Genomic DNA, 26,448 nt, shown 5'->3' with positions numbered 1-26,448 from the left:
TTATTTCATAACCTCTCTTAGCCGATTAACAGTCTCTTTCACTGCCTCTATAAAAGCTGCGGCTTCTTCAAGTGAATTTTCATAAGTTAGGCTGACCCTTATGGCACTTTTTGCATCTTTTTCCGGAACTCCGATTGCAATTAGAGTACTGCTGGCAGCCGCTTTCTTTGACGAGCAAGCACTTGTGGTAGAAACATAAATGCCCTTCTCTTCAAGAGCGTGGACAAATACCTCAGCTTTAAACCCTTTTATGGAAAAATTAATAATATGCGGTGCTGAATGGATTTCAGGGGTATGGACAGTGATATCGTCCATTTTTCCAAGCTCTGCCATTAAATAATTTTTAATAGATAAAAGCCGATCAAGAAATTTTTCTTTATTATTCATTGTAAGTCGTAATGCTTTTGCCATTGCCACAATGCCAGCTACATTTTCAGTGCCGCTTCTTTGCTTCCATTCCTGATTCCCACCGGAAAATAACGGCGAAAGACTGATGCCATCACGGATGAATAAGACTCCATTCCCTTTTAACCCGTGAAATTTGTGGGCAGAAAGGGTACACAGATCGACATTAGATTCATGAAGGTCAAGAGGAACCTTGCCAATCCCCTGCACATCATCCACATGGAACACAATTTTTGGATGCTTTCTCAGCAAATTGCCGATTTCTTTAATAGGCTGAATAGAACCTATTTCATTATTTACATGCATGACCGAAACTAATATCGTTTCTGATGTGATCTCTTTTTCTATTTCCTCTACACTTATTACTCCGCTGCTGCCTGGCGGTATAAAAGTAATGCGGTAGCCCAGTTCACCAAGCTGCGCCATGGTTTCCCTTACTGAAGCATGTTCTACTTCTGTTGTAATAATATGGCGGCCCCTGTTCCTATGCATTAAAGCCGTACCCTTTAAAGCCAAATTATTGCTCTCTGTCCCTCCAGAGGTAAAATAAATCTCATTATGCTGGACATTCATCAACTTGGCAACTTGTTCTCTTGCCTGATTTAAAAGCCTTTCTGCCTGACCCCCAATGCCATGCAGTGAAGATGGGTTGCCAAAATATTCCGAGGAAACCTTTATAAATGAATCAAGCACTTCTTTATATGGTTTTGTTGTTGCACTGTTATCAAAATAAATCATGGTCTTCTCCTTCCATTGCGAAAACCCTTTTGCCAACTTTAAATCATATCATAACCTGCTCCGAATGAAAACGTAATTGATTTCATCCAGATAAATGAGTGATCATGATAGGCAAATGTGGACTTTATTAAAGGCTCTTTACTAAAAGATTGTTGTTTATAAAATAGATTTTGTAAATAAATACATTGATAAATAAGGTTGGTTGATTGAAGCGCAAGGTGCGAGACTCCAGCGGGAGGAGTGGGACAGGTGAGACCCCACAGGTGCTGCGCACCGAGGAGGCTCACCGCCCGCCCCGCGGAAAGCGAGCATCCTGGAGTGGAAATCAACCTCACCTCACTACTTGTTTAAAAAGCAACAAAGTGGCGAAAACAGCCTTATTAAATTATTCATTTTTGCCCTTTTTTAGTAAATGAATGAATTTATTTGCCTGTGGAAGGCTGTTAAATGTTGAACTTCCGGTACTGTTTTCCTATTCGGATGTTATCATAAAATACACAATATTAAGACTTCATTTTTATTCGACAAATTTCTCATAACGTATGCTAATATGAAAATGTTCTAAACATTAAGAAATAGAACCATCTTTCAGGAGGATATATATGGAGAATAAAACACTAACATCAAAACAAATTCTGGCGGTTGGGCTACTGTTATTTGCTCTTTTCTTTGGAGCAGGGAATATGATTTTTCCTCCTTTTCTGGGCCAGGAAGCCGGTACAAATGTATGGACTGCCATTTTTGGATTTTTGATTACAGGTGTTGGATTGCCGCTTTTAGGAATTATTGCAATAGCAAAAAATGGGGACTTACAGACAATTGCTAGCCGTGTGCATCCCTTATATGGAATAGTATTTACAATTGTCATGTATTTGGCCATAGGACCACTTTTTGGAATTCCGCGTACAGGGACTGTAGCTTATGAAATCGGTATTATTCCGTTCTTGTCTGAAACCGCTTCCAAAAATGGACTTCCACTATTTTTGTATACTGTCATCTTTTTCGGGATCACTGCCTGGCTTTCATTAAACCCTTCCAAATTAGTGGACAGGATTGGCAAACTCTTTACACCGGCACTGCTCATTATTCTGGCAGTCCTTGTAATAAAGAGTTTGATTACACCGCTCGGCGATCTTAAAGCTCCACAAGGTGCATATGCGGATGGACCATTTTTCAAAGGCTTTATTGAAGGTTATCTGACAATGGATACGATAGCAGCTCTTGTATTTGGGATTGTTGTCATTGGTTCTATCAAAGGAATGGGTATTACTAATAGACAGTCTCTTATGAAGATATGCATTACCGCAGGACTGATCGCAGCAGCAGGTTTAGCAGCGGTATATCTTTCCCTTGCGTATATAGGGGCTTCCAGCATGGATACTTTAGGAAAAATGGATAATGGGGGCGCTATCCTTTCTGCTTCAGCACAATACTTGTTTGGATCTGCCGGAGCAGCGATACTGGCGCTAGCCATTACGGTTGCCTGCCTGACAACTTCTGTCGGTCTTGTCTCTGCCTGTGCTCAGTATTTCTCTAAGCTTCTCCCGAAGGTTTCTTATAAATCCATTGTGGCCATTCTCTCTTTGTTTAGCATGATCGTAGCAAATATCGGTTTAACACAATTAATTCAAATATCATTGCCAATATTAATCATTATCTACCCGCTGGCAATCGTGCTGATTTTGCTATCCTTTATGCATAATGCATTTAATGGATACTCTTTGGTATATATAGGTGCTTTAATTCCAACAGGAGTAATCAGTTTTATTGATGGACTAAAAATCGCTGGAATGGATGTAGCATTCATAACGGAATCTCTTCAATTCCTTCCATTCTTTGCCCAGGGAATCGGCTGGCTCGTGCCTGCCATCGCAGGAGCGATCATTGGCTACTTTCTGGCATTGGCTTTCGGAGAATCCAAGAAAACTATTCCTGTTCATGAGTAAGCGCAGCACATCTACAATAAAAGACCAGATCCAAGTGGATCTGGTCTTTTATCTATTCTTTTATAATGTCTTCGATCTTCTTTATAGCTCCCGGATCTACCTCTTCTATAGAAGACGCAGCCTGTTCGAGTGCTGTTTTATAATCATAGCTCCTAAACGAAGATTCCGCTTCTTTAAGGCCTTTATCAATGGACGGATATCTGCTTCTGTATCTGTTTCCATATTGAATCACTTTCTCTGCAAGAAGAATGGTCTCTATCATGTCATTGGTAGAGTCAGCAGCCTTGTCTACCGTAAGGACAGCCACTTCAAGATACTGCTGGACAGCAGGGATATTTAATGGTTTCTCATCCAGCTTCGCCAGCACATTGTCTATGCTTTCTTTTGCATCCTGGATCAAATACTTATATTCCTGCGAAACGCCAGGAACATTGTTTTTAGAAATAATCCTCATAGTTTCAGATACTTTTTTGGTTAACTCTTTCACCTTTTCCCTGGCAGACAGTTCATCTTTTCTTAATGCCTGGAGTTTTTCTGCGAATGCAGCTTGTTCATCCGAGATTTCTTCAAGCTGTTCCTTTACTTCAGCAAGCTCTTCCCTCAAAACAGTGTGAGGAGCACTTTTGCTGTTAATTTTATGATCCAGCACTTCGAATTTTTTAAAGAGCTGGGTTAGTTTTTTTTCTAATTGCACTTGAACTTCCAAGTCCTTATCTGTAACATGGTAGCTCTGCCTGACAACCGACATTTCCGCCTTCAGGTGGCTATTAATGTCCTTATTATTATATAGCATGTTTCTTGTTGATTCATCTTGCTGGCTTAGGTAATGTCTTGCATGGACTTCTTTTTCAAGAAGGTCATATAGAAGATCAATTTTATCTTTAATTTCATCAACGCCTTTTTGGACTTCAGCCGTCTCTGCTTTGTCAACACAGCCGGCGTATGCAGCCACTTCCTGTACAAGCCGCTCAATTTCTTTTTCCATTTGCAAATGGTCCAGGATATAGCCTTGTTCAAGCATCTCCTTGTATCCATCCTTCAATTCTTCCAGCTGTGATGGAATTTTGGATTGGCATTCCACCATTAAGTTGGGTATTGCCTCCATTTTGCTTTGGGCATCCTCCAGCAGCGCTTTAATCATTAGGAGTGTTTCACGTGCTTCAAGATAGTTGCCCTTCTCTGTCTTTTCATCAAATTCTTCAAACTTCCCTAAAGCCTCATCAAGCTGTGTTTCCAGAAGAGTTTCTGCTTTTCCGAATGTATGGCGATGGGCAAGCAATGACTTCTTGCATTCTCGGTACATATCCTTCAATTCTTCAATTTCCGCCCTGTTTTTCTCTTCGCTCCCAACAAGCTCATTCAATTCGCCAAGCAATTTTTTAATACTCTCTTCAATTTCATACAAACGCTGTTCAATTTTCTGCTGAACTTCCTGGGCTTTTTTGAAACGGTATTTATCGATGTTCTCTTCAGCGTCAAATAAATATTCCTCAACATCAGGAAGCTGTGTTGTAACAATTTCGTCCCACTCGTTTCTCCAGCGTTCAAATAACTCCTCGGTCTGGCCTGTCATATTCAGCTTTTTAACCCTTGACATTTCATCTAGAACAGGGCGATCTGTAATATCCATCTTCCATGTTTCAAGCCTGTCAATTTCTTTATAATACTTTTTCTTCAAGTAATATCCCGTCAGATATAGGCATATAAGAATGACTATACCTCCAATTATGTATTCCATGTTAAAGCCCCCTGTTCTGTTCCCGAGCCGATATGTATATGTATAGGATTTTATTGCATGTTATTTTCAATGTTTTTATGATACCATGTAAACGACATTTTTTGACTATTTATTTCATATTTTTATGAATTTATTGCGTTTATCGGTTGGCAATTTTATCATTTGATTGGTATTTTTCAAAAGTAAGAGAAACGAACAAGCCACTCGCCTTCTCTTTTATTGAACAATATGAGATTCTCAATTACAACCAATTCGCTTTTTATTGCTTATTTCCTTCCTACTTCTAAAAGAAAGGTGATATTCCTTATGATAAAAGACGGCCACATTCACACATCATTCTGTCCGCACGGTACAAAAGACCCTTTGGAAGATTATGTCGAAAAAGCATTGGAGCTTGGCTTCAAGGAAATTTCCTTTACTGAACATGCCCCTTTGCCTGAAAGTTTTATTGACCCTGCACCAGCCTCTGACAGTGCCATGAGGCAGGGAGAACTCGAACAATATTTTGAAGATATTTCAAGGCTCAAAGCGGCTTATAGAGGAAAAATAAAAATCAACGCTGGGCTCGAAGTGGATTTCATAGAAGGTTTTGAACAGGAAACAAAAAGCTTTCTGAATAACGCAGGAAAATACTTGGATGATTCCATCTTATCTGTCCACTTTTTAAAGCACAGCAACCAATATGAATGCCTCGACTATAGCCCGGATGTTTTTGGAAAAATGATCGAGCAATACGGTTCAATAGAAGCATTATACACCAATTACTTCCGTACCCTGCTTTTATCAGTCCAATCTGATTTGGGTCTATTTAAACCTAAAAGAATTGGCCATATTACATTGGTTAAAAAATTCCAAAAAAAATACCCCATTAACAGGGAATTCAAGGGAGAAATCCTGCAACTGCTTGATGCAGTAAAAATGCAGGGTTATGAGCTTGATTATAATGGAGCAGGATACTCCAAGCCCCTTTGCAGGGAACCATATCCTCCTGATTGGGTTGCGGAAGAAGCTGTCAAAAAAGGGATACCGCTGATTTATGGTTCAGATGCCCATCAGGTAAAGGAAATGGGCCAGGGCCGCAGTGTCATGAAATACCTCTGATTGGTTTTAACTGTAAAAGAAGTATTACAACACTGCAGCATATGGTTTACCAGCATGATGATTGCATAGAACACCATCAATCCAATTGAAGATCTCCTTTGTGTATTTCTCCGCGAAGTATCTTTCATGCGGGAACACATGCAGGACTTCCGCCATATAATGGGTGTTCAAAAACGGCATGGACAATAGTCCTTTTAATTGGATAATCATATAATTGGCAGCATGGGCCCGAAACTCTTTCGTTTTCATGCCGCGTTCCAGCACTTTGCTGAAATAGAATTTTTCCTTAGCCAAATAAGTGGACATAATTTCCCGGACCACCTGTGAATCAATGGATATTTCGCGGAGAATAAGCCTGGTCAAATGGCTATTGTCAAATTGGTAAGCCATGATATTCTCCGCTATTTTCTTCAAGCTGATGGCTGCTCCTTGATCCATCAAAGAAAAGCCCCTCTCAACCTCCTGAATATAGCCTTCAAAAAAAGCAGTGAAGCAGTATTCAAGCAATCCATGTTTGTTATCAAAGTAGTATGATATGTTTGCTGGATTGGTTTTTGCTTTCCCGGCAATATCCCGAATGGATGTCCCGGAAAAACCCTTCGTATTAAATAAGTATATAGCAGCCGCAACAATCGCCTCTTTGGAATTTTTCCTCACCGTTCTCGCCTCGCTTTCTTTAGTCAAATTCACCTTAATACGCGGATTAGTTGTTATAATTAAACATTCTTGCTAAAATCGTCTTATCCTTTTTTAAGTTCTCGACAATGTCTTCCTTATTTCCTGCGTTTCTGCCAGGAAATTCACATATTTTTAAGAGAGTAAGGTGAATAGTGATGTTTAATGTCGAATCATACCGGGGAACCCGTGAAGAAAATTATAAATTGGTCATCAAACAGCTTTCTGCATTGCTTGAAGGAGAAAAGAACCAAATTGCCAATCTCAGCAATGCATCTGCGCTGCTCAATCAATTCCTTGACCGTACAAACTGGGTCGGATTTTACCTGATGGAAGAAGGAGAACTTGTGCTTGGGCCTTTTCAGGGACTTCCTGCCTGTGTAAGGATTCCACTTGGAAAAGGGGTCTGCGGAACGGCAGCCAAACAAATGGAAACTGTACGGGTGGAAGATGTCCATCAATTCCCTGGACATATTGCCTGCGATGCGGCTTCTGAGTCGGAAATCGTTATTCCTCTTATCAAAGACGGCAATCTGCTAGGTGTTTTGGATATTGATTCACCTGAAAAAAACCGCTTTGATGAACTCGATCAGGAATACTTAGAAAAATTTACAAAAGTACTGGCATCCTACCTATAAAAATAAAGGAGATGATCCCATTCACAGGACATCTCCTTTTTGTATACGTTAAATCCTTTCAAGCGCCTGGGCCAGATCATCACGGATATCTTCCCATGATTCAAGACCAACCGAAAGTCTTAACAGTGTATCTTCAATCCCCATGCGCTCCCGGGATTCTTGTGGCACAACCGCATGGGTCATGGTAGCCGGGTGCTGGATCAATGTCTCGGCATCTCCAAGACTCACAGCAATTTTGATTAGCTTTAGCTCATTCATAAATGCCTGGGCTGTTTCTTTATCTCCTTTTAAAGTAAATGAAATCATCCCGCCCGGTTTCCTCATTTGTTTTTGCATGATCGCGTACTCGGGATTATTCCTGTCACCCGGAAAATAAATCTTTTCGACTTTTGAATGTTCCAATAGATATCCTGCAAGCTTCTCAGCGTTCTCGCAATGGCGGTCAAGCCTTACAGCAAGCGTTTTTAACCCTCGGAGGAGCAGCCAGGCATCAAATGGAGATATAATTCCCCCAATATCTTTTTGAGTGGTCATTGAAACTTTATCCAAGAATTTCTTTGGACCTATGACAATCCCTGCCACGACATCCCCATGGCCCCCTATATACTTTGTTGCACTGTGAATGACGATATCGCAGCCCAGTTCAATCGGATTCTGAAGATATGGGGAACAGAAAGTATTATCGACTACAACAGGTATCCCTTTTTCTCTCCCTACCTCTGCAACCATTTCCAAGTTTACCAGTTTCATTGTTGGGTTAATCGGAGTTTCTACATAAATGCAGGCTGTCTCAGGTTTGATTTCCTGCAGAAGCTGTTCTTTTGATTCCATGGCGGAAAAATCATGGCTAATTTTATATTTTTCATCCATCATCTCCAGCAAACCAAATGTGCATCCATAAACGCCCTTAGAGCATAATATGTGATCACCTGTTTTAGTTAATGCAACTAGCACTGCGGATACCGCAGCCATGCCAGATCCAAAAGCAAGTGCAGATTCTCCCTTCTCAAGGGCTGCCATTCTTTCTTCAAGCATTTTAACCGTCGGATTGCCAAGACGTGAATAAATATATCCTTCCTCTTCACCAGCAAAGCGCTTTTCGCCTTGTTGTGCAGTTTCAAATGTAAAAGTTGATGTTTGAAAAATTGGCGGTGCAAGGCTTCCATTAAACCTTTCTGAATCATAACCTTCATGGATAACCTGTGTCTCAAACTTTACATGATGTTTCCTTTCCATCATAACTCTCCCTTTCGATGTAAACGCTTTCATTAATTTCTATAAAAAAACCTCTCTTTCAGCATATGATAATTGCCTACCTTTTGAAAGTATTTTGTTTTAAAAAAAGTACCACCTTAATATAGAAAAAGGGACTGCCTGCGGTATTATGGCAATCCCTAAATAAATGAATTTTCAGCCGACTCAATGACTGCTTTATTTTTACCTGAATGCTTTGCAGTATATAATGCTCGATCTGCTCTTCTAAATAAAGTTGAATAGGCGTCTTTCCGTCCCCTGCACCAATATGAGACTCCACATGAAATGGTCACTTGAGGATTCGAGCTTTCATATACCTTTTTAACGAGCCTTTCAGCAATAATTGTCCCTGCTGAAAGTGACACACCTGGAAGGTAAACAGCCAGCTCCTCGCCACCCCATCTCGCACCTATATCAGTGCAGCGTATATTCCCATTAATTACATTTGCGACCTGGATAATAACATCATCGCCAACCTGGTGCCCATACGTATCATTTATCGTTTTAAAGTCATCAATATCAATCAGCATAAATGTTCCTTCATGGTCTTGATTCATTGATTGATGTATACGGTCGTCCAAAAAGCTCCTGGAGTAAAGCTTTGTTAAATGATCTGTCACAACCATCTTTTCCAGCTCTTCCCTTAACATTGAATTGGTGAAGGCTAAAGTGGAATGATGAATCAATGATTGCAGCAGTTTAAAAGTTTCAAATGAAAAATGGTAAGGAGAGCGGTGCATGACTAGCGCAAATCCCTTTAATGTTCCTGATTGGGCCATTGGCACCGCCATAATGGATTTAAAATGGGAAATCGATTCCTGGCTTTGCAGGCTGAAATCCCCAATAAAAAGAGATTCGCGCTCCTGAATGATTTTTCCCTTAATATACCGAATATAAGGATCGGCATCTCTAGTGTGAAAGAAATCAGTACTCCCATTAATTACACTTGTATTGACGCCTTCCTCAGATACCAGAATAAAACCAGCTTCATCGGCGTCAAATGAACGCATAATTTGCTCTGACATAAACGTCATCGTTTCCGTCAGACGCAAATTTGAATTCAGGCGATGAGAGGTTTCATTGATTAATTGAAGGTCTGCTATTAGGCGCTTGGATTGCTGATAAAGCTGTGCATTTTCAAGTGCACTTCCTGCCGTATTGGCAAGCAGTGTGATAAACTTAACCTCAGTTTTAGGAAACATCAGGGTATTTGGCGCGATCACTTGAAGGACTCCATAAACCCCCTGTTTTCCTTTTAACGGGGCATAAAGGACCGAGCGCTTTTCCTGGACGGAATCTTCAAATTGAACAGCCCCTGTGACATAGGCCTGCATGGCTGCTATATTTTCGCTGTCATATTCCAGATCCCTAATCGGCAAATCTCCGTGATTACTATTGTCCTGGGATAATAATAGATAATAGGTAAAGGTGGGATACACTTCCTGCAAGGTATAAATGATCTCTCCCAGCACCATATCCATATCCATAGAAGAATGAAATTTTTCAGTTACCCTGTACAGCTGTTTATACCGTTTTTCTTCCGATACAATCTTGGCAAGCCCATTGGCTTTATCTAAAAATTGCCCGCACTCTCTACTAAGCTCCTGCAAGATACTTTCTTGCAGGGATTTGAAAAGATCCCGTCCCCCATTAAGGATCATACAGCCAAGTAAATGGTCATCCTTCATTAACGGAAGGATTAGTTCCTCCCTCTGGGTACCAGTGCCCATACTGCCGATTTCCCTGCTTTTCCTTACCCGCGCCTTGAGGGCCGCACAGGAAATAACAGGCGGTACAGCATGTGCCTGATAGCCGGGGTTAGTCGAAACTTCTACAAAAAACTCCTGTTTCCATTCATTCCAGCCATATAAAATAATTTCTTCCGCACCCGTCAGAGTTTTTATGGCCGAAAGCATTTCAGCCAGCAGTTTTTCATAATGAAAAAAACCGGTCTCTGTATCGATAATATCAAAGAAACGGCTTTTCAATTTAAAAATGATTTGGCGTTCGAGCGTATCCATCTCCATCATCACCTATCAACTGTTTCAGATCAGGAATTATTAAATCAATAAAACCATTATAGCTAACCAGACAATTCTATTTCGAAAACTTTATGGCTATATCGTTTCAATTTGCGTAATTTTAATATCTTCTTCAGAAAGAATCAGCCAAAGCAACTGACCATCCGCAGAATCTTCTATTTAAAATTAAAAGGCTGTTTTCATAAAGTTTGCTGCTTTTGGGCGATTAACTGAGTTTAGCCAATGAGTTAATTGGGGAGTCCATACATTCTGTGATCTGCTGCTATAAAATCATGCAGCAGCTATAAAAATAAACCAAAATTAAAAAAAGCGTATCCGCTTTTCATTTCTTCCTTCATTCATTAAGACCACTTCGGATCTATTCCAATTTTTTCTTTATTATATCATATCTTTCCAAATGACTCTTTAGTTGTTTAATAATTTCACGCAAAAAATAGCATAGTCCTTATTTCTCATATATAATTGCATATACCATTCAATAAACTTAGAGATAAATAAGCGATAACACCTTGACTTATATCCAATAAAAATTATATAATACTCCTTGTGTAAAATATTGCAGCCTATGTGAGCACCTTGATGTACTCATTTTGTTCCTCAACCAGAGCTTTGAAGTTAGTTTTGTCTAGCTTCAGGCGCCATCGGCGACAAGCATTTCTGGGGATGGGGTACTGTGTAACCCTCTGCTGCTAGGGCGAAGGTACATGAAAACAAAATGGTCTTGATTGTTGTGCACATCTGTTTCTGTTTTTATTTTACCAAAATAAAAACACAAAAGGAGGAGTCTTAAATGGCTCGTTATACTGGTCCAAGCTGGAAATTATCCCGCCGCCTTGGAATCTCTCTAAGCGGTACTGGTAAAGAATTAGAAAAGCGTCCTTACGCTCCTGGACAACATGGTCCAAACCAACGCAGAAAATTATCTGAATACGGATTGCAATTGCAAGAAAAGCAAAAGCTTCGTCATATGTACGGAGTAAATGAGCGTCAATTCCGTAACTTATTTGATAAAGCAGGCAAAATGCCTGGTAAACACGGTGAAAACTTCATGATTCTTTTAGAATCACGTCTTGACAACGTTGTATACCGTTTAGGTCTTGCACGTACTCGCCGTCAGGCTCGCCAACTTGTTAACCATGGCCACATCATGGTTGATGGAGCTCGTGTTGATATTCCATCATACCGCGTTGCACCTGGTCAAACAATCACACTTCGCGAAAAATCTCGCAACCTTGACATCGTTAAAGAAGCAATTGAAGTTAATAACTTCGTTCCTGACTTCGTATCTTTCGATGCAGACAAGCTAGAAGGAACTTTCACTCGTATGCCTGAGCGTTCTGAACTTCCAGCTGAAATCAACGAATCTCTAATCGTTGAATTCTACTCTCGTTAATATTCATTTAAAAACTGCCGATATATGTCGGCAGTTTTTTTATTTTAGGCTCTGTTAAGCCTGACTGTTGTTTCCGCTCCAGGCACTCAGCGAACCGCGAGAGGAATTATCAACTCCATTAGCTACCATATTTTTCTTTTCCAGCTACTATCGTCGATCTGCTCATGGGCGCAATTATCGTCGTTAAGCGACGATATTAACTGCCTTTAGATATTGTAACGGGTTTTCGTTGTTAACCACCGAAATGACGTCAAATGTTAACATAAGAATAGCCCTCCTTCAACCGGAGGGCTTTCGTTTTAGTACTTTATTAAGAAATATTTTTTCTTTCCACGGCGAATGACTGTAAATTGGCCTTCAATCCTGTCTTTTTCCGAAAGAACGTAATCAAGTTCTGTTACACGCTCACCATTGACAGAAACGGCGCCATTTGTAACATCTTCACGGGCTTGGCGTTTAGATGGTGAAATCTTGGCCGCCACCAGTAAATCAACGATACCAACTTCTCCGCCATCTGAATGCTCATAGGAAGGAACATCCTTAAAGCCTTGTTTAATCTCAGAAGCAGAAAGATTCTTAATATCCCCGCTGAAAAGTGCAGCAGTAATTTTAATTGCCTGCTCCAAAGCTTCATCGCCATGGATCAGGCGAGTCATTTCTTCTGCAAGGGCTTTCTGTGCTTTGCGGAGATGCGGTTCTTCCTGAACAGCTTTTTCAAGCTCTTCAATTTCTTCTCGAGATATGAATGTGAAAAACTTTAAGTATTTAATAACATCAGCATCAGCAGTATTAATCCAGAATTGGTAGAACTCGTATGGAGATGTCTTTTCGGGATCAAGCCAGATTGCTCCGCTTTCCGTTTTCCCAAACTTGGTTCCATCTGCTTTTGTTACAAGAGGAATTGTCAGTCCATAAGCTTTTGAGCCTTCTGGCGCCATTTTACGGATTAGTTCAAGCCCTGTTGTAATATTGCCCCATTGGTCGCTTCCGCCAATTTGCATCTTGCAGTTATGACTTTCATATAAATGAAGGAAATCCATTGCCTGCAAGATCGTGTAAGTAAATTCAGTGAAAGAAATCCCTGTTTCCAATCTCGAGGAAATCGTATCTTTTGCAAGCATGTAGTTGACACCGACATGCTTTCCGTAGTCGCGGAGGAATGTAACGATATCCATTGATCCTGCCCAGTCATAGTTATTCACCATGATGGCTCCATTTTCACTATCAAATTCAAAGATTCTCTTTAACTGGCTCTGGATACAATCCACATTATGCTGAACAGTCTCAAGAGTCTGCAGCTTGCGTTCCTCACTTTTGCCGCTCGGATCTCCAATTAGACCAGTCGCACCTCCAACAAGAACGATTGGACGGTGTCCTTCTTTTTGAAAACGCCTTAAAGTTAAAAATGGCAGAAGATGCCCAATATGCATACTGTCTGCGGTAGGGTCCACACCACAGTATAAAGAGACCTTTTCTTTATCAAGGATATTCTGGATCCCCTCTTCATCTGTTTGCTGGTAGACAATCCCTCTCCATTGCAAATCTTCAATTAAATTCATTGTTAAATTCCTCCTAGATTAAACTGTAACGAAATAGTTAAAATGTAGTTCCCCAGGCAAAGATGGTTGCAATTTCCACATACAAAAAGCGCCCCTGCACATAGCAGGGACGCATGATTTAAATTGCGCGGTACCACCCAAATTGAGGACAAAAGCCCTCCACTCTTGCCATGATAACGGATTAACCGTTCACCGCTATAACTGCTGTGCAGGTTCACAGTGAAAGCTCAGGGAGGTAATTCATCCTTCTATTTGTACCGGCTCGCAGCGGCCGCCGGCTTTCTGAAACAGGGATAGAAGCATTACTGGGTTCCCATCAATGCCCATATAGTATTTTTTGAAACAGAAATTATGTTTCTTACGTCTATGACTAAGATAAACCATTTTTATCATAAAAATCAGCCAAATGTCAAATACCTTTTCAAAAAAAGGAAATTTACGGGCAGTAACTTCGGAGAAAGGACTATATATTTAGTTAAAGATTAGGTTATTCCGAACTAACTGCCCGTAAAAGCCCGATTGGTTCAACTAACCAACAGCTGAAAACACGCTGTTGGAAGTTTCACTTTATCGCAGGTTAACGGGCAGTAACTTCGGAAAAGTAGTCTTCTAATAGGTAATCAGTTAGTTTTTCCGAACTACTGCCCGTAAAAGCCCGATTGGTTCAACTAACCAACAGCAGAAAACACGCTGTTGGAAGTTTCACTTTATCGCAGATTAACGGGCAGTAACTTCAGAATAGTAGGTTTTAGTAGGTAATTAGTCAATTTTTCCGAACTAACTGCCCGTAAAAGCCCGGTTGGTTCAACTAACCAACAGCAGGAAACACGCTGTTGGAAGTTTCACTTTATCGCAGATTAACGGGCAGTAACTTCAGAATAGTAGGTTTTAGTAGGTAATTAGTCAGTTTTTCCGAACTAACTGCCCGTAAAAGCCCGATTGGTTCAACTAACCAACAGCAGAAAACACGCTGTTGGAAGTTTCACTTTATGCTATAATAGATGTGATTTTAGGGGGATTGATACGATGAAAGAAAAGTTTCAAATACTTATTGATAAATTGAGGCAAACTCCAGGCCTCTCCGGCAATAAAAAAGCAGCTAAAGGGGCCAGCATAACTTACCAGGTTGTCTGGAATTTAGCCTTGCTGTTTATTATTTTGGCTGTCATTGGCGGTGCATTTGCCGGAGGTCTCGGTGCGGGTTATTTTGCCTCACTTGTAAAGGACGAGCCAATACGATCCTATGCAAGCATGAAAAAGGATATTTACGATTATGAAGAAACATCGGAAGTTTATTTTGCGAATAATGTGTATTTAGGCAAGCTAAGGACTGACCTTGAACGGGAGGAAGTTCAGCTTGAGGATGTTTCAGAACACTTGATAAACGCAGTTGTGGCTACCGAAGATGAATATTTTTACGAGCATGACGGAGTGGTGCCAAAAGCGATTATGCGTGCACTGTTCCAGGAAGTAACTAATTCATCTGTTCAATCAGGCGGAAGTACATTAACACAGCAGCTGATTAAGAACCAAATTTTAACGAATGAAGTTTCATTTGAACGAAAAGCAAAAGAGATACTATTAGCATTGCGCCTTGAGAAATTCTTTGATAAAAAGGAAATTCTGGAAGCATACCTGAATGTTTCCACCTTTGGAAGAAATGCTTCCGGCCGGAATATTGCCGGTGTTGAAGCTGCTTCCAAGGGAATTTTTGGGGTAAGCGCAAAAGAATTGACCTTGCCGCAGGCTGCTTTTATTGCCGGACTTCCGCAGAGCCCATTCGGCTATACTCCTTTTACAAGGGAAGGAACCGTTAAGGAGAATCTGGAACCAGGATTCTCAAGGATGAAAACCGTTCTGAAAAGAATGTACGACGACGGCAAGATTGACCAGAAACAATATGAAGAAGCTCTGGCTTACGACCTGACAAAGGATTTTGCAGATCCTTCAGCAAGTCCTTTAGAAAAATATCCGTACTTAACATTTGAAATTGAAGAGCGTGCCGTAAACATCATGACCACGATTCTAGCGAAAAACGATGGTTATGAAGAGCAGGACTTAAAAGAAGATGACGCACTGCGAGAGGAATATAAAACCCTTGCAGACCGGACAATCCGCCAGAATGGATATCAGATTCACACGACAATTAACAAAGAAATTTATGATAAAATGCAGCAGGTAAAAGATAACTACCCTTATTACGGACCTGACAAACCAGAGACAGTTAAGGACCCTGAAACAGGTGAGAACAAGCAAATCATGGAACCTGTACAAGTCGGTGCTATTTTAATTGAAAATAAGACGGGAAAAATTATCAGCTTTGTCGGAGGCCGCGATCACAAACGCGAACAATTGAACCATGCTACAAACGCTGTTAGACAAAATGGGTCAACCATGAAGCCGCTGCTCGTGTATGCACCTGCAATGGAGCTGGGAAAGTCAGCTCCCGGAACAATTTTACCGGATGTGCCATTATACCTTGCTCCTGGATTGAATAGACCTTGGCCAAATAACTATACCAGAACGTATAGCGGTCTGGTTTCAGCCAGAGAAGCTTTAAAGTATTCCTACAATGTGCCGGCTGTTAAACTATATAAGGATATTGTCGGACAAAGACCAGCTAATTACCTGGAAAAGATGGGCTTTACTTCGCTTATTGGACCGGACTATACGAATTTGTCCACAGCGATTGGCTCATTGGAATATGGGGTAACAATTGAAGAGAACACTAATGCTTTCAGCACCTTTGCAAATGATGGTAAATTTATCGATGCATATATGATTGAAAAAATCACTGATAAAAACGGCAAGGATATTTATCACCACGAAGTTAAGCCTGTGGATGTATTCAGTCCGCAGACGGCTTACTTAACAATTGATATGATGCGGGATGTTATTAACAGCGGAACAGCTACTTCCGTGAAAAATAGATTAAAATTCAGTTCAGACTGGGCAGGAAAGACAGGAACAGGTGTAGACTTCTACGATGCGTGGTTTGTAGCAACAAACCCAAATGTCACATTTGGCATATGGTCCGGGTATGATACCCCTAAATCTCTGAAAGCTCCTGGTCCATTAAGCTACAGTTTGCGGAATAATTATCTATGGGCAGACCTAATGAATGCTGCTTATGACGTTGCCCCGGATCTTGTCGATCCAAGCGCAAGCTTTAAAATGCCTGGAGGAATTGTAAGAAGATCCTTCTGTGCTATATCAGGCCTTCTGCCTTCTGAGGCGTGCTTAAAAGCTGGCCTCGTTGAAACAGACTTATTTAACGCGAAGTTTGTTCCAACAAAAGTGGATGATAGCCTAGGCAATGGCAAACTTGTGAGAATTGGCGACAAAAAATATATGGCTCTAGATTCAACTCCTGAAGAATTTACAGAACCAGGATTGGTACTTAATCCGGAGTATATCGAAAAATTATTTGGCATTAAAGCAAATCCTAGTGACCTTATTCCTAATAAAGAGCGCTGGAAGAGTGTTCTGACTACTGGCAATAAGCTCGAGGATAACGGCAGAGCCCCTGCAGCCCTAAGCATAAAAGCTTCAGGAGAAACGGTTACATGGGGTGCGCATCCAGAAAAGGATGTAATTGGCTACCGTGTCTATAGCGGCGGCAAAAAAATCGCTACTATTAAATCTGGCTCTTCTCTAAGTTTCAAGGCTGGAAATGGTGCTATACACGTAACAGCCGTTGATATTGCGGGCAAGGAATCCCAGCCTTCAAATGTTGTGGAGATCGGCAAAAAGCCGGAGGAAGAAAAGCCTAAAGAGGAAAAACCGAAAGAAGAGAAACCCAAAGAAGAAAAACCTGCAGACCCTCCAGCCGAAGAAAAACCGGATCCTGAAAAGCCAGAAGAACCAGGTGATGGAGGCGGAGATGGAGAAGATAGTACAAACTAATTAAATATTTTAAAAGTGAAGCTGATTTTCAAGCCGGTACAGGCTCGAAGCTCAGCTTTTTTTATTGTTTGAACCGGGTATTGACTAGTGTTCGATATACCCTACTAGCTGGATTCCTATCTATTCGCTAGTTTATGTCGTTAATTCGCTAAATTTAAAATTTGTTCGCTAGTTTTGATCGTTTGTTCGTAAATTTCACCACTTTGTTCGCAAGTCTTCCCGTTTTATTCTCGAAGTTCACAATTACCTAAGTAATCGACCCTGCTGCAAGAACAAAAAAAGAACCGCTGCCAAGCGGTTCTTTTTCTCTATTAGTCTTCCATTGTAGACAAGTCGCCAGTTGGGAGGTCTAGTTCCCAGGCTTTTAGGACGCGGCGCATAATTTTACCGCTTCGAGTTTTTGGAAGCTTGTCGCGGAACTCAATTTCGCGTGGTGCAGCATGGGCTGCAAGGCCTTTCTTAACGAACTGGCGGATATCCTCCACTAACTCTTCAGTTGGCTCATACCCGTCCCGCAATGCTACAAACGCTTTAATAATTTCTCCGCGGACCGGATCCGGTTTTCCGATTACGCCAGCTTCTGCAACAGCCGGGTGCTCAATTAGCTTGCTTTCTACTTCAAACGGACCTACACGTTCACCGGATGTCATGATCACGTCATCCACACGTCCCTGGAACCAGAAATAGCCATCTTCGTCCATATAAGCTGAGTCACCGGATACATACCAGTCACCAGGCATAAAGTAAGATTCATATTTTTGCTCGTTATTCCAGATCGTATGCATCATGGAAGGCCAGCCCTTTTTAATAGCAAGGTTGCCCATGCGGTTTGGCGGCAGTTCATTTCCCTGGTCATCAACAATGGCTGCTTTGACACCTGGAATTGGCTTGCCCATGGAGCCTGGCTTAATTTCCATGCAAGGATAGTTGCAGATCAGCTGTGCACCTGTTTCTGTCATCCACCATGTATCATGGATGCGCAGATTGAACACCTTCATGCCCCATCTGACTACCTCTGGATTTAAGGGCTCGCCAACACTCAAAATATGGCGCAGGCTGCCCATATCAAACTTCTTAACAACTTCATCCCCTGCACCCATCAGCATGCGGAAAGCTGTTGGGGCACTGTACCAAACTGTTACGCCATACTCTTCAATCATTTTGTACCATGTCTCAGGATTGAATCTTCCCCCAACAATCAGGTTAGAAGTTCCTGTAAGCCATGGACCGAAAATTCCGTAGGAAGTACCTGTAACCCAGCCAGGATCAGCCGTGCACCAATACACATCCTCTTCCTTAAGATCTAATACCCATTTAGCCGTCTGGTAGTGCTGAATCATTGCATTATGTACATGAAGCACACCTTTTGGCTTACCGGTAGAACCGGAAGTGTAATGTAAAATTAATCCGTCATTTCCGTCAACCCATTCCACAGAAAGCTTTCTGCTTGCTTCAGCCATTCTTTTGTTGAAGTCAACATAAGGACCTGTTTCCTCTACATTATCGCCTACCAGAAAAACATGCTTTAGAGCAGGAAGCTGATCAACCGGAACACGTTCCAGAAGCTCAGGAGTAGTGATTAGAACTTTTGCTTCACTGTCTTCAAGTCTGTCACGGACAGCTCCTTCCATAAAAGCCTCAAATAATGGCCCGACAATCGCACCAAGCTTGATGGCTCCCAAAACAGCAAAATAGAGTTCAGGGGAACGAGGCATAAAGATAAACACCCTGTCTCCTTTTTCCACATCGCCGTATGTCTTTAAAGCATTTCCTGCTTTATTGGAAAGTTCTTTCATTTCTTTGAAAGTATATTTTTCATTCCTTTGCCCATCACGATAGTACAGGGCAACCTTATTTTTTCTGAAGGATTCCGCATGGCGGTCGATTGCCTCATAGGCCATATTCATTCGGCCTGTATCTTTCCAGGAAAACTCTTTTTCCACGTCCGCCCAGTTAAAATTCTCATATAACTCATCATAGCTTTTTAAATTAAACTCCCCTTGCGTCACTGGTAGCGCTTCCACTTTCATATATTGATATCCCCCTTTTTTGTGATTTGATATTATTATAGTATAAATATTATTTTTTCTCAATTTTTAAAATATTGGTCCTGAAAAATAATTCCTATGCATCATTCCGTTAAATTGTCACAAAGTTTTTTCAAATTACCCAGAAAATTGTGTGAAAGCGCTTTATATTAATAGTTTTTATGTATAATAGATAATACATTGATCATGTCTTTTAGGCGGTGAATAAATGGAACATAAAAAAACGTACAATGCTAAAGAAATAAAAACAGCCAATGGAAATTTAATAATTGAGGGGCCAATCACATCTGAAAAACTCGCAGATTACGAGTTTCATAAAGATCTGGTAGCTTTCAGGCCCCCGGCCCAGCAGCATAAGGCTTTAGTTGAAATTGCCGGATTGCCGGAGGGAAGAATTTTAATCGCCAGAGACCGTCACACTATTGTCGGCTATGTAACTTATTTGTATCCGGATCCCCTTGAGCGGTGGTCTGAGGGGAAGATGGATAATTTAATAGAACTTGGTGCCATTGAAGTGATACCGGCATTCCGTGGTTCTGGAACAGGAAAGAACCTATTAAAGGTCTCAATGATGGATGATGCGATGGAAGACTACATCATAATTACAACAGAATACTACTGGCATTGGGATCTAAAAGGAACAGGACTGAATGTTTGGGAATATCGAAAAATCATGGAAAAGATGATGAATGCTGGCGGTCTGGAATGGTACGCAACAGACGATCCGGAAATCAGTTCACATCCAGCAAATTGCCTGATGGCAAGGATCGGCAAAAGAGTAGACCAGGAATCAGTCCAACAATTCGACCGTCTGCGCTTTATGAACCGTTTTATGTATTGATGAAGTATCAGTGGTAGCATGAAGAATTGCTTCAATGTTAAAAAATACGCTTTGTCCCAGCTCCAGCTCAGGCCTATTTATTATTGGCTGGCCGGGGAGTGGGGAAACTCCATATAGTTTTATAAAGGAGGCTCTTAAAGTGATTGTTGAAGAAATTATGAAGACGGATGTCACTACACTGACAAAGAATGACAGTATAGCGGACGCCATAAAAATAATGAATGCAAATAAAGTACGCCACTTGCCCGTAACTGATAATACTAATAACCTGGTGGGCCTAGTCACAGACAGGGATATTCGGGATGCCACACCATCTATTTTTCATACAGAGTTATTTAAGGAAGATCTTCAAAAGCCTTTGGAAACAATTATGAAAACAGAAATCATTACGGGGCATCCCCTTGATTTTGCAGAAGAAATTGCTGCTATTTTCTATGAGCACCGTATAGGCTGTCTTCCAATATTAAAAGATAGCAAGCTTGTTGGGATTGTGACTGAAACAGACCTTCTTCACACCCTGGTCCAATTGACAGGCGCTCATCAGCCGGGGTCCCAGATAGAAGTAAAAGTGCCTAATAGGGCTGGCATGCTTTTCGAAGTTACAGAAGTGATTTGCAAAAGGAAAGCAAATATACAGAGTGTCCTTGTTTATCCGGATAAAAAGGATGAGAAATTTAAAATTCTGGTGTTAAGAGTTCAAACCATGAATCCGACTTTTGTTATTGAAGATTTGAAAAAAGCCGGCTTTGAAGTATTATGGCCTAACCTGCCGGGGATTTCTCTATGACTCATGATTCAGTCTTCGTATATTCAAAAGAACTGCTGAACTACAAATTCAGCAAAAACCATCCTTTTAACCAGGTTAGGCTCAAACTGACACTCGATTTGCTAAAAAATATGAAAGCAATTGAGGATCATCAAATTGTCCCTCCTCGCCCAGCTACCGATGAAGAACTCCACCTGATCCATGATCCAAGCTATGTGAACGCTGTTAAACTGGCCGGCCAGGGACAGCTTCCTGAAGATATTGGGGAGAATTACGGATTGGGGACTGAGGATACACCTATTTTTCCAAATATGCATGAAGCAAGCTCGCTGCTGGTAGGAGGGACTCTGGCTGCCGTAGACTCCGTCATGAGCGGCCGGGCAAAGCATGCTCTCCACCTCGGCGGAGGGCTGCATCATGGGTTTCGCGGAAAAGCATCAGGTTTTTGCATATATAATGATACCTCTGTTGCCATTAAATATATTCAGGAAAAATACAAAGCTAAGGTACTGTATGTCGATACAGATGCACACCATGGAGACGGTGTGCAATGGTCGTTTTATGATGATCCTGATGTATGCACATTATCCATCCATGAAACAGGACGGTATTTATTTCCGGGTACAGGAAATGTAAATGAACGGGGACAAGGAAAAGGATACGGTTTTTCTTTCAATATACCAGTAGATGCTTTTACAGAAGATGATTCCTGGCTCCATGCCTACCGGACAGCCTTTCGTGAGGTAGCCGAATTCTTTAAGCCAGACGTGATTCTCACCCAGAATGGTGCAGATTCACATTATCTGGACCCACTTACCCATTTGTCGTCAACCATGAGAATATACAGGGAGATCCCTAAACTGGCACATGAAATTGCCCATGAGTACTGTGATGGAAAATGGATTGCTGTCGGCGGTGGGGGCTATGATATTTGGCGTGTAGTACCCAGGGCCTGGGCCTTGATTTGGCTTGAAATGACTGAAAACTCAAATTCCTATGGCAACCTGCCTTCGGAATGGATAAACACTTGGAAAAAGCACGCTCCTGTGCCCCTTCCCCTTCAGTGGGATGATCCTGATGATCTTTATCCGCCAATCCCCCGTAAAAGTGAGATAACTGAAAAGAACGCCCAAACATTGGACAAAGTTCTTTATCCCATCCGAAACAGGAAGATGACAGAGTCTATGTAAATAAAAAGGCTGACAACCGGCTTGTATCAGAACCGGATGCCAGCCTTTTTCTATTTTATCGGCTAAAGTAAAGCATTTACCGGCCATATTCCGCTAAATACCGGCCAAAGGCAATCCCTCGTATTTCCAAATAAAAAAGCCTGGCAAATGCCAGACCAGGAGTCAATTATTAATAAATCTTTCTTCATCATATTTCGGATCAGAAATAATGATTTCTACCCGGCGGTTTTTCTCCCAATTTTCCGGTCCGGAGTTCGGAACTACCGGTCGGGTCTCCCCGTAGCCAACAGCAATAAACCTGCTGCTCTCAAGATTATGGTTTTCAGTTAAGTATCTTATCACTGTGCTGGCCCGGGCCGCAGACAGTTCCCAATTTGAAGGATATCTGTATGTCGTAATCGGCCGGTTATCTGTATGGCCTTCCACTTTTACCAGGTTTGGCATGCTGGCTAAGACGGTGCCGACTTTATCCAGAAATGGATAGGAGCGATCAATTAGGCTGGCTTCTCCGGATTCAAATAACACCTGTTCCTGCAGGACAAGTACTACACCGCGTTCGGTTCTGTTTGCAACAATAACATCCTCCAGGCCATTTTGATCTAAGAATGTCTGGATTTCCATTAATAGCTGATCGAGTGAGTCTCCTTTTTCCCCTGCATTTTGATCGTCCAGTTCCATGCTTGTTGAGTGCTCATTGGGTATAATAGAAGGGTAGGAATCGAGCACCTGCCTATCACGGAATGACTCAGAAATCGCTTTGAATTTAATCATGTCAATCTGCGACATGGAAAAAAGCAATATAAAAAATACCAAAATCAGTGTAACCAGATCTGAAAATGTAACCATCCACCTAGGGGCACCCTTAGCAGGCTCAGGAGGCCTTCGCCTAAGCTTCATATTCCAGTGCCTCACCTTCATTAATGATTGCTTCCAATGCTCTGCGTTCTTCGGAAGATAAAAACGCACTTAGCTTTTCTTCAAGGATTTTTGGATTCTGTCCGGATTGGACCCCAATTACCCCTTCAATAATGATTTGCTTAAAAAATACTTCCCTTTCTGTCTTTAAAGCCAGTTTTGCTGCCATTGGAAGAAAAACCAGATTGGCCAGCAGCGAGCCATATAAAGTTGTTAATAGGGCAATAGCCATATTAGGTCCCAGCGTAGAAGGATCATTGAGATTTTTCAGCATGAGAACAAGACCAATCAGCGTTCCAATCATCCCCCAAGCTGGAGCATATTCCCCTGCTTTCTCAAGAATGCTTCTGCCTTTTCGATGCCTTTCTTCCATCGCTGTGATCTCAGCATCCATAATATCCGTTATGACATCGGGTTCGATTCCATCAACGGCAAGAAAAATTCCCTTTCGGATAAAAGCGTCATCCACCTTTTCCACTTCAGCTTCAAGCGATAAAAGCCCTTCCCGGCGGGCGCGATCGGAAAGGCGCACAAATATCCCAATAAGCCTGCCTATACTTTGTTCTTCGCTGGAGAAGACCTGTTTAATAACAGTAGCCATATGCTTGATATCTTTTAAAGGAAAACTTACAAGCAGCCCGGCTATTAGACCGCCTAAAACAATCAGCATGGAAGAAGGATCAATAAACGAAAAGAAACCACTAGTTCCTCCATTCGAAACGATCCCAAAGATAAGCATTGCCAGGCCAATTAACAGCCCCGCTGGCGTCAATACATCAAACTTCCTCATATTCTCTCTCCTGATCGGTTGCATATTGCCTGGGCTTGTACCCAAATGATCGTAATAAATAGATAAATGGCAGAAAGAACGCCTTCCACTTTAAAATGTAAGGCGTTAATCTTTTCTATTCTTTATATCGGCAGTTTTGTTATTTTGTTGAGTCTCGTTCTTCAATTCGGTGAGGAAGTACTACAATTTGTTCATCCACTGATTCTTTATTCATCAATTTAGTAAGAAGGCGCATCGCAACGGCGCCAATGTCATATAACGGCTGTACAACAGAAGTCAGCTGAGGACGCACCATCAATGCCAACCGGGTGTTATCCGAGCTGATGACCTCAAAATCCTCAGGAATTTTATAGCCTTTATCTTCGGCTCCGTGGACAATTCCCAAGGCCATTTCATCTGATCCAGCAAAGATCGCTGTTGGCCTTGGATCAGCTTCCAAGAGCTTTTCAAAGGCTTCTATTCCTGAGTCATACGTATAATCTCCCTCAACGACCAGTTCCTCGCGATAGGTAACTTCAGCTTCTTCCAGCGCACGCTGATAGCCTGCCAGTTTCTTTTCTTTATTGATTGGCTCGCGGAGAGGGCCAACAACAATCGCAACTTCTTTGTGGCCTTTTTCAATGAAAGATTTCGTTACATCAAAAGCAGCCTCTTCATAATCAATATTAACGGATGGAATCTTGCCTGACTCTTCAATAGAACCCGCAAGAACAATCGGAACCGGAGACTTTTCAAATTCCTCAACATGCTCTGACGTAATATTGCCTCCCATAAACACAATGCCATCTACCTGCTTTCCAAGCATGGTATTAAGCAAATGCAGCTCTTTCTCGACATTTTGATCAGAGTTGCTCAAAATGATATTGTACTTGTACATCGTTGCGATATCTTCAATACCCCTAGCCAGTTCTGCAAAAAAGGTACTCGATATATCGGGTATAATAACGCCGACAGTTGTTGTTTTTTTGCTTGCCAATCCGCGGGCTACAGCGTTTGGACGATACCCAAGCCTGTCGATTACTTCCATTACTTTCTTTCTAGTTGCGGGCTTTACATTCGGATTTCCATTTACGACACGAGAAACCGTTGCCATTGAAACATTCGCTTCTCTTGCCACATCGTATATTGTTACATTCATTATAACTGTCACTCCTTCTTGTATAGCGGTCACTTCTATTACTTTATATTTTACAGCAACCCTTCATAACCTACTCATTTTTTATCCTATTTTGTGATTGGATACACATGTTCAATTATGTATTTAATCATACGACAGTACAGGATTTGCCGCAATGTCAAGGCTTGATTTTTTGAAAAAAAGCTTGAATTTCTTTTAAGCACATGAAAAAGCCTTCTGTGATTAACAGAAGGCTCGATGCAATACATTTATACTTTTAGCAAAGCTGAGGATTGCAGTTCAGACATAAAGTGATCAAATTGGTTAAGATCCATTTGCTGTGCTGAATCTGACAGGGCAACGGCTGGATCAGGATGAACTTCCGCCATCACGCCGTCCGCTCCAATTGCCAATGCCGCTTTAGCAGCAGGGAGAAGCAAATCTCTTCGGCCTGTTGAATGCGTAACATCAACAAGTACCGGTAAGTGTGTTTCCTGTTTCAGAATTGGAACTGCAGAGATATCCAGGGTATTTCGGGTTGCGCGCTCGTATGTGCGAATACCTCGCTCGCAAAGAATAATTTGTCCATTTCCTTGGGACATAATATACTCTGCTGCATTAATGAATTCTTCGATGGTTGCTGCAATACCGCGTTTTAAAAGGACTGGCTTATTTACAGCACCAGCTGCCTTTAAAAGTTCAAAGTTTTGCATATTTCTTGCGCCAATTTGGATTACATCAATATAATTGACAGCAGTTTCAATATCATTTGGGCTTACAATCTCAGAGATTACAGCCAAATCGTATTCATCTGCCACTCTCTTTAATATTTTTAATCCTTCGAGACCAAGTCCCTGGAAATCATATGGAGATGTTCTAGGCTTATAAGCACCGCCGCGCAGAAGTTTTAGGCCTTTCGCTTTAACAGCTTCGGCAACTGTCGCTACTTGTTCATAAGACTCCACTGCACAAGGGCCAAATACTAGATGAGGATTGCCGTCTCCCACCTTTTCTCCCTTTAAATCAACAATTGTATTTTCAGGCTTCTTTTTTCGTGAAACAAGAAGCGCTTTTCGATGATCATCTTTTTGAAGCTCAAGGCCTGCTTTAAAAATTTCCTTGAACATATGCTCAATCGTTGAGTTTTCAAATGGACCGTCATTATTTTCTTTAATCAAGTCCAGCATATTGCGTTCACGGACAGGATCATAACGATAAACCCCTTGTGTTTCCTTTACTCTTCCGATTTCTTGAACAAGTTCTGCTCTTTCATTGATCAATGATAACAGCTGAAGATTCAGCTCATCTACTCGATCCCGCAGTTTATCTAGCTCATTATTGCTCATTTCCTGTCCCTTCCTTTCAAATCTGAATTAGAGCCGCACT

General features: G+C 41.4%; 19 protein-coding genes and 1 other annotated feature. Of the genes, 8 read left to right on the top strand and 11 right to left on the bottom strand.

Translation table 11 applies throughout. From position 1 onward, the window contains the following. Nucleotides 1-1,143: a cysteine desulfurase family protein gene (locus AC3ZVC_RS09420; protein ID WP_490068070.1), complete on the bottom strand. Its 1,143-nt coding sequence runs from the start codon at nucleotides 1,141-1,143 to the stop codon at nucleotides 1-3. 602 nt (nucleotides 1,144-1,745) lie between these two features. On the opposite strand from AC3ZVC_RS09420, the gene brnQ reads away from it, so the two are divergent. Next, nucleotides 1,746-3,089: a branched-chain amino acid transport system II carrier protein gene (gene brnQ, locus AC3ZVC_RS09415; protein WP_490068069.1), complete on the top strand. Its 1,344-nt coding sequence runs from the start codon at nucleotides 1,746-1,748 to the stop codon at nucleotides 3,087-3,089. 52 nt (nucleotides 3,090-3,141) lie between these two features. Here the strand turns inward: brnQ and ezrA are convergent, their stop codons facing one another. Further along, a complete protein-coding gene (ezrA, locus tag AC3ZVC_RS09410; RefSeq protein ID WP_490068068.1) occupies nucleotides 3,142-4,827 on the bottom strand; it encodes a septation ring formation regulator EzrA in 1,686 nt (561 codons plus the stop codon). Between the two features lie 306 nt (nucleotides 4,828-5,133). On the opposite strand from ezrA, the gene hisJ reads away from it, so the two are divergent. Next, nucleotides 5,134-5,928, top strand: coding sequence for a histidinol-phosphatase HisJ (hisJ, locus tag AC3ZVC_RS09405; protein ID WP_490068067.1), 795 nt, complete (start codon nucleotides 5,134-5,136; stop codon nucleotides 5,926-5,928). A gap of 24 nt (nucleotides 5,929-5,952) precedes the next feature. Here the strand turns inward: hisJ and refZ are convergent, their stop codons facing one another. After that, complete coding sequence (gene refZ, locus AC3ZVC_RS09400) at nucleotides 5,953-6,585, bottom strand: forespore capture DNA-binding protein RefZ (protein ID WP_490068066.1); 633 nt, start codon at nucleotides 6,583-6,585, stop codon at nucleotides 5,953-5,955. Between the two features lie 176 nt (nucleotides 6,586-6,761). On the opposite strand from refZ, the gene AC3ZVC_RS09395 reads away from it, so the two are divergent. Continuing rightward, on the top strand, nucleotides 6,762-7,241 hold the full coding sequence (locus AC3ZVC_RS09395) for a GAF domain-containing protein (RefSeq protein ID WP_490068065.1): 480 nt from the start codon (nucleotides 6,762-6,764) through the stop codon (nucleotides 7,239-7,241). 48 nt (nucleotides 7,242-7,289) lie between these two features. Here the strand turns inward: AC3ZVC_RS09395 and megL are convergent, their stop codons facing one another. Then, nucleotides 7,290-8,477, bottom strand: coding sequence for a methionine gamma-lyase (gene megL, locus AC3ZVC_RS09390; protein WP_490068874.1), 1,188 nt, complete (start codon nucleotides 8,475-8,477; stop codon nucleotides 7,290-7,292). A 158-nt stretch (nucleotides 8,478-8,635) separates the two neighbouring features. Next, nucleotides 8,636-10,516, bottom strand: a complete 1,881-nt coding sequence (locus AC3ZVC_RS09385; RefSeq protein ID WP_490068064.1) for a sensor domain-containing diguanylate cyclase — start codon at nucleotides 10,514-10,516, stop codon at nucleotides 8,636-8,638. 811 nt (nucleotides 10,517-11,327) lie between these two features. Between AC3ZVC_RS09385 and rpsD the strand changes: the two genes are divergently transcribed. Beyond that, the gene (gene rpsD / locus AC3ZVC_RS09380; protein WP_026583503.1) at nucleotides 11,328-11,930 is read left to right on the top strand and encodes a 30S ribosomal protein S4; all 603 of its coding nucleotides are present in this window, start codon (nucleotides 11,328-11,330) and stop codon (nucleotides 11,928-11,930) included. 299 nt (nucleotides 11,931-12,229) lie between these two features. On the opposite strand, the gene tyrS is transcribed toward rpsD, so the two are convergent. Beyond that, complete coding sequence (gene tyrS / locus AC3ZVC_RS09375) at nucleotides 12,230-13,489, bottom strand: tyrosine--tRNA ligase (protein ID WP_490068062.1); 1,260 nt, start codon at nucleotides 13,487-13,489, stop codon at nucleotides 12,230-12,232. 102 nt (nucleotides 13,490-13,591) lie between these two features. Then, nucleotides 13,592-13,818 (bottom strand) — a binding site (T-box leader). A 697-nt stretch (nucleotides 13,819-14,515) separates the two neighbouring features. Between tyrS and AC3ZVC_RS09370 the strand changes: the two genes are divergently transcribed. After that, the gene (locus tag AC3ZVC_RS09370) at nucleotides 14,516-17,395 is read left to right on the top strand and encodes a transglycosylase domain-containing protein (protein WP_490068060.1); all 2,880 of its coding nucleotides are present in this window, start codon (nucleotides 14,516-14,518) and stop codon (nucleotides 17,393-17,395) included. Between the two features lie 311 nt (nucleotides 17,396-17,706). Here the strand turns inward: AC3ZVC_RS09370 and acsA are convergent, their stop codons facing one another. Then, a complete protein-coding gene (gene acsA / locus AC3ZVC_RS09365; protein ID WP_490068058.1) occupies nucleotides 17,707-19,425 on the bottom strand; it encodes an acetate--CoA ligase in 1,719 nt (572 codons plus the stop codon). A 226-nt stretch (nucleotides 19,426-19,651) separates the two neighbouring features. Between acsA and AC3ZVC_RS09360 the strand changes: the two genes are divergently transcribed. From AC3ZVC_RS09360 to AC3ZVC_RS09350, 3 genes are all read left to right on the top strand, one after another. Further along, the gene (locus AC3ZVC_RS09360) at nucleotides 19,652-20,284 is read left to right on the top strand and encodes a GNAT family N-acetyltransferase (RefSeq protein ID WP_490068057.1); all 633 of its coding nucleotides are present in this window, start codon (nucleotides 19,652-19,654) and stop codon (nucleotides 20,282-20,284) included. Nucleotides 20,285-20,423: 139 nt separating this feature from the next. Then, the gene (locus AC3ZVC_RS09355; RefSeq protein ID WP_490068056.1) at nucleotides 20,424-21,071 is read left to right on the top strand and encodes an acetoin utilization AcuB family protein; all 648 of its coding nucleotides are present in this window, start codon (nucleotides 20,424-20,426) and stop codon (nucleotides 21,069-21,071) included. After that, nucleotides 21,068-22,240, top strand: a complete 1,173-nt coding sequence (locus AC3ZVC_RS09350; RefSeq protein ID WP_490068053.1) for an acetoin utilization protein AcuC — start codon at nucleotides 21,068-21,070, stop codon at nucleotides 22,238-22,240. Before AC3ZVC_RS09355 ends, AC3ZVC_RS09350 begins: the two co-directional genes overlap by 4 nt. A 162-nt stretch (nucleotides 22,241-22,402) precedes the next feature. Here the strand turns inward: AC3ZVC_RS09350 and motS are convergent, their stop codons facing one another. The 4 genes from motS to AC3ZVC_RS09330 form a co-directional block, all read right to left on the bottom strand. Beyond that, a complete protein-coding gene (motS, locus tag AC3ZVC_RS09345) occupies nucleotides 22,403-23,137 on the bottom strand; it encodes a flagellar motor protein MotS (protein ID WP_490068051.1) in 735 nt (244 codons plus the stop codon). Further along, entirely contained in the window at nucleotides 23,127-23,945 is an 819-nt protein-coding gene (gene motP, locus AC3ZVC_RS09340) for a flagellar motor protein MotP (RefSeq protein ID WP_490068049.1), read from the bottom strand. The genes motS and motP overlap by 11 nt, the downstream gene beginning before the upstream one ends. 139 nt (nucleotides 23,946-24,084) lie before the next feature. Continuing rightward, the gene (gene ccpA, locus AC3ZVC_RS09335; protein WP_490068048.1) at nucleotides 24,085-25,083 is read right to left on the bottom strand and encodes a catabolite control protein A; all 999 of its coding nucleotides are present in this window, start codon (nucleotides 25,081-25,083) and stop codon (nucleotides 24,085-24,087) included. A 248-nt stretch (nucleotides 25,084-25,331) separates the two neighbouring features. Further along, the gene (locus AC3ZVC_RS09330; protein WP_490068047.1) at nucleotides 25,332-26,408 is read right to left on the bottom strand and encodes a bifunctional 3-deoxy-7-phosphoheptulonate synthase/chorismate mutase; all 1,077 of its coding nucleotides are present in this window, start codon (nucleotides 26,406-26,408) and stop codon (nucleotides 25,332-25,334) included. Nucleotides 26,409-26,448: the final 40 nt, after the last annotated feature.

The sequence above is a fragment of the Cytobacillus sp. C11.1 genome (genome assembly GCF_058145115.1).
The sequence above is the reverse complement of the archived record's forward strand: the minus strand, read 5'-3'. Positions and strand labels throughout refer to the sequence as shown.

Coding starts and splice junctions, on each gene's coding strand:
- megL (WP_490068874.1), bottom strand. CDS start 8,477: ATGGAAAGGAAACATCATGTAAAGTTTGAGACACAGGTTATCCATGAA.
- ezrA (WP_490068068.1), bottom strand. CDS start 4,827: ATGGAATACATAATTGGAGGTATAGTCATTCTTATATGCCTATATCTG.
- acsA (WP_490068058.1), bottom strand. CDS start 19,425: ATGAAAGTGGAAGCGCTACCAGTGACGCAAGGGGAGTTTAATTTAAAA.
- AC3ZVC_RS09370 (WP_490068060.1), top strand. CDS start 14,516: ATGAAAGAAAAGTTTCAAATACTTATTGATAAATTGAGGCAAACTCCA.
- AC3ZVC_RS09360 (WP_490068057.1), top strand. CDS start 19,652: ATGGAACATAAAAAAACGTACAATGCTAAAGAAATAAAAACAGCCAAT.
- tyrS (WP_490068062.1), bottom strand. CDS start 13,489: ATGAATTTAATTGAAGATTTGCAATGGAGAGGGATTGTCTACCAGCAA.
- AC3ZVC_RS09385 (WP_490068064.1), bottom strand. CDS start 10,516: ATGGATACGCTCGAACGCCAAATCATTTTTAAATTGAAAAGCCGTTTC.
- motP (WP_490068049.1), bottom strand. CDS start 23,945: ATGAGGAAGTTTGATGTATTGACGCCAGCGGGGCTGTTAATTGGCCTG.
- ccpA (WP_490068048.1), bottom strand. CDS start 25,083: ATGAATGTAACAATATACGATGTGGCAAGAGAAGCGAATGTTTCAATG.
- AC3ZVC_RS09330 (WP_490068047.1), bottom strand. CDS start 26,408: ATGAGCAATAATGAGCTAGATAAACTGCGGGATCGAGTAGATGAGCTG.
- hisJ (WP_490068067.1), top strand. CDS start 5,134: ATGATAAAAGACGGCCACATTCACACATCATTCTGTCCGCACGGTACA.
- AC3ZVC_RS09395 (WP_490068065.1), top strand. CDS start 6,762: ATGTTTAATGTCGAATCATACCGGGGAACCCGTGAAGAAAATTATAAA.
- AC3ZVC_RS09350 (WP_490068053.1), top strand. CDS start 21,068: ATGACTCATGATTCAGTCTTCGTATATTCAAAAGAACTGCTGAACTAC.
- rpsD (WP_026583503.1), top strand. CDS start 11,328: ATGGCTCGTTATACTGGTCCAAGCTGGAAATTATCCCGCCGCCTTGGA.
- AC3ZVC_RS09420 (WP_490068070.1), bottom strand. CDS start 1,143: ATGATTTATTTTGATAACAGTGCAACAACAAAACCATATAAAGAAGTG.
- brnQ (WP_490068069.1), top strand. CDS start 1,746: ATGGAGAATAAAACACTAACATCAAAACAAATTCTGGCGGTTGGGCTA.
- motS (WP_490068051.1), bottom strand. CDS start 23,137: ATGAAGCTTAGGCGAAGGCCTCCTGAGCCTGCTAAGGGTGCCCCTAGG.